The organism is Caulobacter sp. 17J80-11 (assembly GCF_014349105.1).
Lineage (GTDB): Bacteria > Pseudomonadota > Alphaproteobacteria > Caulobacterales > Caulobacteraceae > 17J80-11.
On record NZ_JACSJI010000028.1, the window covers coordinates 16525 to 27034 of the forward strand.

Annotated in this window: 10 protein-coding genes; 6 read left to right on the forward strand and 4 right to left on the reverse strand. The window is 70.5% G+C overall.

Annotated features, from left to right (window positions below; genetic code table 11):
* Positions 1–387: 387 nt before the first annotated feature.
* The 4 genes from H8B08_RS18755 (at position 388) to H8B08_RS18770 (ending at position 4753) form a co-directional block, all read left to right on the forward strand.
* Positions 388–1431, forward strand: coding sequence for a sulfate ABC transporter substrate-binding protein (locus tag H8B08_RS18755; RefSeq protein ID WP_187451726.1), 1044 nt, complete (start codon positions 388–390; stop codon positions 1429–1431).
* A 319-nt stretch (positions 1432–1750) separates the two neighbouring features.
* Positions 1751–2587 carry a sulfate ABC transporter permease subunit CysT gene (cysT, locus tag H8B08_RS18760; protein ID WP_187451727.1) on the forward strand — a complete coding sequence of 279 codons (837 nt, stop codon included), beginning with the start codon at positions 1751–1753 and terminating at the stop codon, positions 2585–2587.
* On the forward strand, positions 2584–3429 hold the full coding sequence (gene cysW / locus H8B08_RS18765) for a sulfate ABC transporter permease subunit CysW (RefSeq protein ID WP_187451728.1): 846 nt from the start codon (positions 2584–2586) through the stop codon (positions 3427–3429). Before cysT ends, cysW begins: the two co-directional genes overlap by 4 nt.
* 271 nt (positions 3430–3700) lie before the next feature.
* A complete protein-coding gene (locus H8B08_RS18770; RefSeq protein ID WP_187451729.1) occupies positions 3701–4753 on the forward strand; it encodes a sulfate/molybdate ABC transporter ATP-binding protein in 1053 nt (350 codons plus the stop codon).
* A 252-nt stretch (positions 4754–5005) separates the two neighbouring features.
* Here H8B08_RS18770 and H8B08_RS18775 read toward each other — a convergent pair whose 3' ends face one another.
* Together H8B08_RS18775 and H8B08_RS18780 are read right to left on the reverse strand one after the other, a co-directional pair.
* Positions 5006–5347, reverse strand: a complete 342-nt coding sequence (locus H8B08_RS18775) for a GIY-YIG nuclease family protein (protein ID WP_187451730.1) — start codon at positions 5345–5347, stop codon at positions 5006–5008.
* A 375-nt stretch (positions 5348–5722) separates the two neighbouring features.
* Positions 5723–6319 (reverse strand): glutathione S-transferase N-terminal domain-containing protein, encoded by a 597-nt coding sequence (locus H8B08_RS18780; protein WP_187451731.1) that lies wholly within the window; start codon positions 6317–6319, stop codon positions 5723–5725.
* Between the two features lie 203 nt (positions 6320–6522).
* Here H8B08_RS18780 and H8B08_RS18785 point away from each other — a divergent pair, with 203 nt between their 5' ends.
* Positions 6523–7164, forward strand: a complete 642-nt coding sequence (locus H8B08_RS18785; protein ID WP_187451732.1) for a hypothetical protein — start codon at positions 6523–6525, stop codon at positions 7162–7164.
* A 197-nt stretch (positions 7165–7361) separates the two neighbouring features.
* On the opposite strand, the gene H8B08_RS18790 is transcribed toward H8B08_RS18785, so the two are convergent.
* Both H8B08_RS18790 and ispG read right to left on the reverse strand, forming a co-directional pair.
* Complete coding sequence (locus H8B08_RS18790) at positions 7362–7685, reverse strand: low molecular weight protein tyrosine phosphatase family protein (RefSeq protein ID WP_187451733.1); 324 nt, start codon at positions 7683–7685, stop codon at positions 7362–7364.
* A gap of 234 nt (positions 7686–7919) precedes the next feature.
* Entirely contained in the window at positions 7920–9044 is a 1125-nt protein-coding gene (gene ispG / locus H8B08_RS18795) for a flavodoxin-dependent (E)-4-hydroxy-3-methylbut-2-enyl-diphosphate synthase (protein ID WP_187451734.1), read from the reverse strand.
* A 213-nt stretch (positions 9045–9257) separates the two neighbouring features.
* Here ispG and H8B08_RS18800 point away from each other — a divergent pair, with 213 nt between their 5' ends.
* Positions 9258–10292 carry an L-dopachrome tautomerase-related protein gene (locus H8B08_RS18800; protein ID WP_187451735.1) on the forward strand — a complete coding sequence of 345 codons (1035 nt, stop codon included), beginning with the start codon at positions 9258–9260 and terminating at the stop codon, positions 10290–10292.
* Positions 10293–10510 lie beyond the last annotated feature (218 nt).

Consider the following 10510-nt stretch of genomic DNA (forward strand, 5'->3'; position numbering starts at 1 on the left):
CCGTGTAGCGCGTGGGGGCGGTTTCGTCACGCGGGTGCGGGGTCGCGGGGGCGCCAAGATCTCCCCATCCGCGCAGGGCGATCGCATTTGATTCGACCGTCATCCCGGAAAGCGCGCAGCGCTTATCCGGGACCCAGCAACTCGACATCGACGCTGCGTTACCCGCGCTGCAACAAGCGTGGCGCTTGCTGGGTCCCGGCTCTCCGCTGCGCTTCGCTCCGCGGAGCCTGTCCTCCGGCCGGCCAAAGGCCGGACCCGGGGGGCCGGGATGACGGGTCATATTGGGCGGCCCGCCCCGCCCCTCTGGCCAAACCCCGACAACGTCGAAGTGACGGAACCGGAGCGCCCCTCCCCTCTTTGTCTCCCACGGCGTTCAGGAGACCGGTCATGACCCGCCGCCCGACCAAGCGCGACTTCATCGGCGCCGCCGGCGCGCTGGCGCTCAGCCCGCTCGTCGGTCCTCTGGCGGCCTGCCGCCAGGGCGGGGCGACGGGGGGCGCGACGCAGATCCTCAACGTCAGCTACGACCCGACGCGGGAGCTCTACAAGGACTTCAACGCCCGCTTCGTCGACGCCTGGCGCAAGGCCGGCGGGCGCGAGGTGGCGGTGAACATGTCGCACGGCGGCTCGGGCAAGCAGGCGCGCGCGGTGATCGACGGGCTGGAGGCCGACGTGGTCACCCTGGCCCTGGCCTACGACATCGACGCCCTGGCCGCGCGGGGGCTGCTCAGCCCCGACTGGCAGACGCGGCTGCCGGACAATTCCTGCCCCTACACCTCGACCATCGTGTTCCTGGTGCGGAAGGGCAATCCGCGCGGGATCCGCGACTGGCAGGACCTGGCCATACCGGGCGTGTCGGTGATCACGCCCAACCCCAAGACCTCGGGCGGGGCGCGCTGGAACTTCCTGGCCGCGTGGGCGTGGGCGCAGAAGCACCCGGACGTGGCCGGCCCGCCCGAGGCGTTCGTCGGCAAGCTCTACAAGAACGTGCCGGTGCTCGACACCGGCGCGCGCGGCGCGACCACCACCTTCGTCCAGCGCGGCATCGGCGACGTGCTGCTGGCCTGGGAGAACGAGGCGCACCTGTCGGTCGAGGAGCTGGGCGCCGGCAAGGTCGACATCGTCCTGCCGTCCCTGTCGATCAAGGCCGAGCCGCCCGTCGCCGTGGTCGACAAGGTCGTCGACCGGCGCGGCACCCGCGAGGTGGCCGAGGCCTATGTGAAGGCGCTCTACGACGACTGGGCCCAGGACCTGGTGGCCAAGCACCACTATCGGCCGTCGAACCCGACCGTGGCGGCCAAGTATGCGGCGCGGTTCCCGGCGGTTCAGATGGCGACGATCGCGGACTTCGGGGGGTGGGAAGCGGCGCAGAAGACCTTCTTCGCCGACGGCGGGGTGTTCGACCGGATCTACCAGGGGGACCGGAAGTGAGGCCCCTCCTCTCGGCCGTCATCCCGGCCGCAGCGGAGCGCAGCGCAGCGAAGAGCCGGGACCCAGCGCGCTCCACCGCGACGCTGCGAAGCCGCGCTGCAACAGCGGCAGGACCTTCGCATTTCAAAGATCGTCATCCCGGAAAGCGCGCAGCGCTTATCCGGGACCCAGCAAGCTCGACCTCGACGCTGCGATCTGCGCGCTGCAACAAGCGCAGCGCTTGCTGGGTCCCGGCTCTCCGCTGCGCTTCGCTCCGCTGCGGCCGGGATGACGGTCAGATAGGAGCGATAGCCCTCCCCCTAGCGGGCGGAGCTCTCGGATGACCGCCCGCCGCTGGATCGAGCCCAGCGTCCTTCCCGGCTTCGGGCCGGCGCTGGGGTTCACGCTGTTCTGGCTGGGCCTGCTGGTGGTGCTGCCGTTGGCGGCCCTGGTGGCGCGGCCGTGGGAGCTGGGGCTGGAGGGGTTCTGGCGGAGCGTGACCGAGCCGCGGGTGCTGGCGGCGCTTCGGCTGTCGTTCGGCGCGGCGCTGGCGGCCGCGGCGGTCAACGTGGTGTTCGGCCTGGTCGTGACCTGGGTGCTGGTCCGCTACGACTTTCCGGGCCGGCGGTTCGCCGACGCGGTGGTCGACCTGCCCTTCGCCCTGCCGACCGCCGTGGCCGGCATCGCGCTGACCGCCATCTACGCCGGCAACGGCTGGATCGGCTCGTTCCTGGAGCCGCTGGGGATCAAGGTCGCCTACACGCCGCTGGGCGTGCTGGTGGCCATGGTGTTCGTCGGCCTGCCCTTCGTGGTCCGCTCGGTGCAGCCGGTCATGCAGGACCTGGACGCCGAGCTGGAGGAGGCGGCCGAGACGCTGGGCGCCAACCCCGTGCAGCGGGTGGTCAAGGTGATCCTGCCGGCCCTGGCCCCGGCCTGCGTCACCGGCTTTGCTTTGGCCTTCGCCCGGGCGCTGGGCGAATACGGCTCGGTGATCTTCATCGCCGGCAACATGCCGCTGGTCTCGGAGATCGCGCCGCTCCTCATCGTCATCCGGCTGGAGCAGTTCGACTACGCCGGCGCCGCGGCCGTGGGCCTGGTCATGCTGGGCCTGGCGGCGCTGGGCCTGCTCACCATCAATCTCAGCCAGGTGATCCTGGCCCGGCGGGGGGCCGCATGAGGTCGGTGGGGCTGAAACGCCCGGCCAGCCTGGGCGCGTTTTTGCTGCTGGCCGTGGCGGTCGCCTGGCTGGCCGTGGTCATCGTCCTGCCGCTGATCTCCGTGTTCGCCGAGGCCCTGAGGAAGGGCGTGGGCGAATACCTCGAAGCCTTCCGCGACCCGGACGCCCAGGCCGCCATCCGCCTGACCCTGCTGGTCGCCGGCATCTGCGTGCCCCTGAACGCGGTGTTCGGCCTGGCCGCGGCCTGGGCGGTGGCCAAGTTCGACTTCCGCGGCAAGGGCTTCCTGCTGACCCTGATCGACCTGCCGTTCTCGATCTCGCCGGTGATTTCGGGCCTGGTCTGGGTGCTGCTGTTCGGGGCCAACGGCTGGTTCGGCCCGGCCCTGGAGGCGGCCGGGATCCGCATCATCTTCACCGTCAGCGCGCTGGTGCTGGCCACGCTGTTGGTCACCCTGCCCTTCGTCGCCCGCGAGCTGATCCCCCTGATGGCCGAACAGGGCGCCGACGAGGAGACCGCCGCCGTGACGCTGGGGGCCGGCGGCTGGACCACCTTCACCCGGGTGACCCTGCCCAACGTGAAGTGGGCCCTGCTGTACGGCGTCCTGCTATGCACCGCCCGGGCCATGGGCGAGTTCGGGGCGGTGTCGGTGGTCAGCGGCCACATCCGCGGCAAGACCAACACCATGCCGCTGCACGTGGAGGTGCTCTACAACGAGTACGACTTCGTCGGCGCCTTCGCCGTGGCCTCGCTGCTGGCGGGCCTGGCCCTGGTCACCCTGGCCCTGAAGACCGGCCTGGAATGGCGCTACGCCGGCGAGCTGTCGGCCGGGCGGCGGCACTGATGAAAGTGAGGATGAACGAGATCTCCCCCCCACAGGGGGCAGGGCTGTCGCATTTGAACAAGCCGTCCTCCCGGCCGCAGCGGAGCGCAGCGCAGCGGAGAGCCGGGACCCAGCGAGCTCGGCCTCAACGCTGCAAAATCCGCCTGCAACAAGCGTCGCGCTGGCTGGGTCCCGGCTCTCCCGCCCGCTTGCGCGGGCGTCCGGCCGGGATGACGAAGCTATATGCGATTGCCCTCCCCCGGCGGGGGGAGATCTTTCGGGCGGCGCCGACATGAGCCTGTCGGTCGAGAACGTCTCCAAGCGCTTCGGCCGCTTCGCGGCGCTGGACCGCGTGTCGCTAGCCGCGGTCGACGGCGAGTTCCTGGCCCTGCTGGGGCCGTCGGGCTCGGGCAAGACCTCGCTGCTGAGGGTGCTGGCCGGCCTGTCGCGCCCGGACGAGGGGCGGGTGCTGTTCGGCGGCGAGGACTTTTTGCGTTTGAGCCCGCGCGAGCGGCGGGTGGGCATGGTGTTCCAGCACTACGCCCTGTTCCGCCACATGACGGTGGCCGACAACGTCGCCTTCGGCCTGAAGGTGCGCCCGCGCCGCGACCGGCCGCCGGGGACCGAGATCGCCGCACGGGTGAAGCGGCTGCTGGCGCTGGTTCAGCTGGAGGGCCTGGACAAGCGCTATCCGGCCCAGCTGTCCGGCGGCCAGCGCCAGCGCGTGGCGCTCGCCCGCGCCCTGGCCATCGAGCCGCGCATGCTGCTGCTGGACGAGCCGTTCGGGGCGCTGGACGCCAAGGTGCGCCGCGAGCTGCGCCGCTGGCTGCGCCAGATCCACGACGAGACCGGGGTGACCACCGTCTTCGTCACCCACGACCAGGAGGAGGCCATGGACCTGGCCGACCGGGTGGTGGTGCTGAACGCCGGCCGCGTCGAGCAGATCGGCCGGCCGGCCGAGCTGCAGGCGGCCCCGGCCACCGCCTTCGTGTTCGACTTCCTGGGCGATTCCAACCGGCTGCCCTGCAAGGTGGTCGACGGCCACGCCATGTTCGACGGCGGCTTCTCGGCCCCCGCCTTGGGCCCCGTCCGTGACGCCCCCCACGCCGTCGCCCGCTTCCGCCCCCACGAGGTCGACCTGGCCGTCGAAGGCGGCGTACCGGTGACGATCACCCACCTGTCGGCCCGCGGCGCCCTGATCCGCGCCGAATGCCAGGCCGAAGACGGCGCCCTCTTCGAAGTCGACCTGCTGCGCGACGCCACCCCGGGCAGCCTGGCCGCGGGGGCCAAGGTCCGCCTGCGCCCGCGAAGGGTGTTCGTGTTCGCAGAGGCGGCGGCCACCTAACAACACCCGTCATCCCGGCCGGAGCGGAGAGCCCGGACCCAGCAAGCGTTGCAGGCTGCTTTTCCCAGCCCGCCGTCCTCATCATTTCCGTCATCCCGGAAAGCGCGGAGCGCTTATCCGGGACCCAGCAACTCGACCTCGACGCTGCGACGCGCGCTGCAACCAGCGTTGCGCTTGCTGGGTCCCGGCTCTCCGCTGCGCTTCGCTCCGCTGCGGCCGGGATGACGACGGAAAGGGGACGCTCACCACGATCTAAGAATGCGGCGGCGGCACGAGCCACGCGCTGGTGGTCTCTTCGAACCACCCGTCGGACAGGTCCCGCCAGTCCGGGTTCTCGGCCTCGATCAGGTCGAGCTTCCACTTCCGCGGCCAGCGCTTCACCTGCTTTTCGCGTGCGATGGCCGCGACCATCACCTCGTGCGGATCGAACCAGACGAGACGGGTGCAGCCGTGCCGCTTGCTGAAGCCCTCGAAGGCGCCGTGCTTGTGCTGCAGGACGCGCCGCCCCAGATCGCTGGTCACGCCGGTGTAGAGCGTGCCGTTGCGCGCGCTGGCCACGATGTAGACGGCGATCAGCGGATAGCGGGCTGACATGGCAGGCGGAGCCTAAATTCTATCCGTCATCCCGGAAAGCGCGCAGCGTGAGCTGCGCACGGGCTTTCACCTCAACCCGTCATCCCGGCCGGAGCGAAGCGCAGCGCAGCGCAGCGGAGAGCCGGGACCCAGCAAGCGCAATGCTTGTTGCAGCCCGCGATTCTCGCGGGTGCCCTCAACACGGGGCTTTCGCCCCCAAACACCTCGTCATCCCGGAAAGCGCGCAGCGCTTATCCGGGACCCAGCAACTCGACCTCAACGCTGCGAAACCGGGGCTGCAACAAGCGCGGCACTTGCTGGGTCCCGGCTCTCCGCGGAGCTCGCGCTCCGCTCCGGCCGGGATGACGGGAGTGAAAGTTTGAGAGAGCGCCCCGCTTACTTCGGATACGTCTCCTTGAAGCTCTGGCGTTGCTCCAGCGCCTTCTGCAGGGCGACGAGGTTGGGGCGGCCGGTCTTCCAGTCGTAGTTGGGGTGGCGGAAGTCGAGGTAGGTCAGGGCCACGCCGGTGGTGATGACGCCCATGTCCAGCGGGTCGGGCTGCACGTCCCAAGCTTCCAGGGCGTCGAGCGCGCGGCCCATGTTGTCGGTCCAGCGCTTGATCCAGGTCGGCGAGCGCTCGTTTTCCGGGCGGCGGCCCTCCAGCACCAGCTTCACGGCCATTTCCAGCACGCCGCCCGCCAGGGTCTCCAGCCGGCGCACCCGCCAGGCGCCCTCGGCGTCCTGCGGGGTCAGGCGCCCGCCGGCGCCCAGGTCGTCGAGCACGGCGGCGATCACCGGGCTGTCGGTGAACACCGTGCCGTCGTCCAGCACCAGGGCGGGGATCTGGGCGATCGGGTTGGCGGCGACCAGCTCGGGGTCGTTGGCGTAGGGGTCGGCGGTGACCTCCTCCATCTGGTCCAGCACGCCCTTCTCGCGCGCCACGATGCGGCACTTGCGGACGAACGGCGAGGCGGAGGCGATGAACAGGCGCATGGAGGTTCTCCCCAGAGCGTTCCCCGACCCGATTGGGTCGGCAACGCCCGGAATCTTGCATTTAGACCATTTCCTGGGCCGAACCGGCGTCCACTTCGGCGGGAAATGGTCTGGGTGAGCTCCCGCTAATCTCCCGGCCACGCTCGGGTCAAGCGGAGCTTTCCTCCCCGCTCGCGAGTTTCCGTGGCGCTCAGGAACCGTCCATGGCCGGCGACGACGACGACAAGGAAGGCGGCGACGGGAAGGAAGGCGGCGGCGCCCCGCCCGGCCAGCCCCCCATGCTGCCGCTCACCAGCGCGCCCTACGGCTATCCCAACCTGATGCTGGCCCCCTTCACGCCCACGGCGGAGAAGGACCCGATCAAGCTTTCCGAGGCGACGCCGCCTCAGGTGCGCTCGGAACTGGCCTGGCTGGTGCGCACGGCCAAGCTGCAGAAGATGCCGGTGGGGGTTATCGCCACCAGCTACCGCCTCTTGATGCTGATCCTCGACGACCTGGAGCAGGGCTATCGCGGCCGCTGGCCCCGGATCATGTGGCTGGTCCCCTTCCCGCCCTGGTGGATGGGGCCCTACCAGCGGCTGAAGCGCCTGCGCAAGCTGGGCGCGGTGACGAGGGGCGTGGTCGAGGAGGCGGCGCTGCTGAAGCTGGAGCCCTCGTCGCGCCTGCCGGCGTCGTACAGCGCCATCGTCGGCGACCCGGCCGACGCCTCCCGCTACGTCGCCTTCCTGCGCATGCTGGTCGACGTCGCCTACGAGGCGCGGGCCAAGTACCGCAAGAACCAGCTGCCGGGGGCGAAGACGCACGCCACCACGACGATGACGGTGACGGTGGGGCCGGGGGGGTAGGCACGTCCCTAACCAACCCGTCATCCCGGCCGCAGGCCCGCGCAGCGGGCCGGAGAGCCGGGACCCAGCAAGCTCCAGATCAACGCTGCGAAACCCGCGCTGCAACGAGCGTCGCGCTGGCTGGGTCCCGGCTCTCCACTTCGCTGCGCTCCGCTACGGCCGGGATGACGGGTGATGAAGACGGGCTCAGGCGGGCGCTACCGCAAAAACCGCGGCACCCGCGCTTCCAGGATGCGCACCAGCTCCGGGTCCATGAACGCGTAGTCGTCGGGGATATCCAGGCAGATCACCCGGGCCTTCTTGAGGTGGCGCTTGAACCGCTGGGACAGCTTGCTCCGGTGCGTCTTCTCCATGACGAAGATGACGTCGGCCCACTCGACCAGCTCGCCGGTCAGCGGGGTGTCGGCGTCGGCGTTGGTCCCGGCCGACAGGGTCTCGATCCCGTCCCAGGTGGAGAACACCTGCTCGGCGGTCGGACTGCGCAGCTTGTTCTGGCTGCAGACGAACAGGACGTTCTTCATCCCCGCCCCTCTAACGCCGTTCGGCCTGGGCCGGAAGCGGGCCATCCTTCTCCCGGCGGGAGAAGGACGGAGCCCGCGCACCGGAGAGCGAAGCTCGAAGGTCCGCGCGGAAGGATGAGGGATTACGGACGGGGCGGCCTTGGCGCGCCAAGTCCTGCGCGCTCCCGTGCCCCTCACCCTCCCACGTCGCTTCGCGACGCGGGCCCCTCCCTCTCCCGACCGGGAGAGGGGCTGTTACTCCGCCGCCGCCTTGGCCGCTTCCAGCTCGGCGGCCTTCTTCTCGACCAGCTCGACGATGTGGTCGACCATGCGGTCGTTGTCCATTTTGTGGTCCGGCTTGCCGGCCATGTAGACCATGCCCGCGCCCTTGCCGCCGCCGGTGAAGCCGACGTCGGTGAACAGGGCCTCGCCCGGGCCGTTGACCACGCAGCCGATGATCGACAGCGACATGGGCGTGGCCACGTGGGCCAGCCGCTCTTCCAGGGTCGCCACCGTTTCGATGACGTTGAAGCCCTGACGGGCGCACGACGGGCAGGCGATGATGTTGACCCCGCGGTGGCGCAGGCCCAGCGACTTGAGGATGTCGAAGCCGACCTTGATCTCCTCGACCGGATCGGCGGCCAGGGACACGCGGATGGTGTCGCCGATGCCGGCCCACAGCAGGTTCCCCAGGCCGATCGAGCTCTTGATGGTGCCGGTGCGCAGGGGACCGGCCTCGGTCACGCCCAGGTGCAGCGGGCAGTCGATCGCCTCGGCCAGCATCTGGTAGGCGGCCACGGTCAGGAAGACGTCGGACGCCTTCACGCTGATCTTGAACTCGTGGAAGTCGTGGTCCTGCAGGATGCGCGCGTGGTTCAGCGCGCTTTCGACCATGGCCTCCGGGCAGGGCTCGCCGTAGCGCTCCAGCAGCTCCTTCTCCAGCGAGCCGGCGTTGACGCCGATGCGGATCGAGCAGCCGTGGTCCTTGGCCGCCTGCACCACCTCGCGCACCCGGTCGGGCGAGCCGATGTTGCCGGGGTTGATGCGCAGGCAGGCCGCGCCGGCCTTGGCCGCCTCGATGCCGCGGCGGTAGTGGAAGTGGATGTCGGCCACCAGCGGCACCTTCGCCGCCCTGGCGATGGTCCTGAACGCGGCGGTGGAGTCCTCGTCCGGGCACGACACCCGCACGATGTCGGCCCCCGCCTCCTCCAGCTGGCGGATCTGGTCGATGGTCGCCCCGGCGTCGGACGTCGGCGTGTTGGTCATCGACTGCACCGAGATCGGCGCGTCGCCGCCGACCTCGACGTTACCGACGCGGATCTTGCGGCTCTTGCGGCGCTCGATGGCGCGCCAGGGGCGGACATGCTGGTGATTGCTCATCGCGCGCGAACATAAGGGATGCGCCCGCGTCGCGCCACGGCGGCCGGTGCGCGCATGTCCTTTCGCGTCGCCGCGGCCAGAACCTCTTTCGCCCCGGCGGATTGAGTCTGATCGCCGGCTTCCATGGACGCCGCCGAGCCCAGGTACCCGCCCAAGCGGCGCGAGCCGCGGCGCTCCCGCTCACATCGGTCACAGCCACCCAGGAGGACCGCCATGCCCGCCGAACTCACCCTGGTCTCGGAATTCGATCACCAGGTCACCGGCGTCGCCGTCAGCGAGGACGGCCGCATCTTCGTGAATTTCCCACGCTGGACCGAGGACTCGCCGATCTCGGTCGCCGAACTGGTGGACGGCGAGCTCCGCCCCTATCCGGACGCGCGTTGGAACGAGTGGCGCAACGCCCGCAAGAACGAGCTCACGCCGCACGACCGCTTCGTCTGCGTGCAGTCGGTGGTCAGCGACGGCCGAGGGAGCCTGTGGGTGCTGGACCCGGCCGCGCCCGGCCTGCAGCAGGTGGTCGAGGGCGGGCCGAAGCTGGTGCAGGTCGACCTGGCGACCGACCGCGTGGCCCGGACCATCGCCTTCGACCCGCAGTCCGCGCCCCAAGGCAGCTATCTGAACGACGTCCGCTTCCATCCGAACGGCCGGACCGCCTACATCACCGACTCCGGAGCGAAGGGCGCCCTGGTGGTCGTGGACCTGCAGACCGGCCAGGCCCGGCGCGTGCTGGACGGACACCCCAGCACCCAACCGGAGAAGGACGTCGTCGTGAAGACGGACGGCCGGCCGCTGCGCCGCCCGGACGGGCGCGGGGCCGAATTCGCCTCCGACAGCATCGAGATCACGCCGGACGGCGCCTACGTGATCTATCAGGCCCTGACCGGCCGTACCGTGTACCGCGTCCCCACCGCGGCGCTGGACGACGTTTCCCTGTCTGCGGAAGCGCTGGGGCGAAAGGTCGAGACCCTGGCCGAGATCGGCGTCTCCGACGGCTACTGGATGGACGACCGCGGACGCCTGTTCATGTCGGCGCTCGAGGAGAACGCGGTGAAGGTCCGCGAACCGAACGGCGAAGTGCGAACCTTCGTCCAGGACGAGCGCCTGCGCTGGCCCGACAGCTTCGCCCAGGGGCCCGACGGGGCCATCTACGTCACCACCTCCCACATCCAGGACAGCATGTGGTTCAATCCCGAGGCGGGGCCGTCGATCCGCACCGAGCTCTGGCGCGCGGAAGAGCGGGCCGGCTGAACGCGCCGCCTTGCGCGCCGAGGGCTCGAGAGCCCAGGGCGTCGCTGAATTGAAAACGGCGCGTGCCTGCCAGGGCGCGCGCCGTTTGCGTATCGGGTGTGGATCAGCGGATCCGGATCAGCCGGCCTGGATCAGCCCGTCTGGCCGACCGGAGCCGGCGCCTGCGCGGCCGGGGCCGGGCGGCTGACGGCCGGAGCCGGCGTCGAGGCCGGCGGCGG

Excerpts from the sequence above, each read along its gene's own strand:
- H8B08_RS18780 (WP_187451731.1), bottom strand. The coding sequence starts at position 6,319 with ATGCGCCTGTTCATCGCCTCCGCCTCGCCGTTCGTCCGCAAGTGCCGC.
- H8B08_RS18790 (WP_187451733.1), bottom strand. The coding sequence starts at position 7,685 with ATGAAGAACGTCCTGTTCGTCTGCAGCCAGAACAAGCTGCGCAGTCCG.
- H8B08_RS18775 (WP_187451730.1), bottom strand. The coding sequence starts at position 5,347 with ATGTCAGCCCGCTATCCGCTGATCGCCGTCTACATCGTGGCCAGCGCG.
- H8B08_RS18800 (WP_187451735.1), top strand. The coding sequence starts at position 9,258 with ATGCCCGCCGAACTCACCCTGGTCTCGGAATTCGATCACCAGGTCACC.
- H8B08_RS18770 (WP_187451729.1), top strand. The coding sequence starts at position 3,701 with ATGAGCCTGTCGGTCGAGAACGTCTCCAAGCGCTTCGGCCGCTTCGCG.
- ispG (WP_187451734.1), bottom strand. The coding sequence starts at position 9,044 with ATGAGCAATCACCAGCATGTCCGCCCCTGGCGCGCCATCGAGCGCCGC.
- H8B08_RS18755 (WP_187451726.1), top strand. The coding sequence starts at position 388 with ATGACCCGCCGCCCGACCAAGCGCGACTTCATCGGCGCCGCCGGCGCG.
- H8B08_RS18785 (WP_187451732.1), top strand. The coding sequence starts at position 6,523 with ATGGCCGGCGACGACGACGACAAGGAAGGCGGCGACGGGAAGGAAGGC.
- cysT (WP_187451727.1), top strand. The coding sequence starts at position 1,751 with ATGACCGCCCGCCGCTGGATCGAGCCCAGCGTCCTTCCCGGCTTCGGG.
- cysW (WP_187451728.1), top strand. The coding sequence starts at position 2,584 with ATGAGGTCGGTGGGGCTGAAACGCCCGGCCAGCCTGGGCGCGTTTTTG.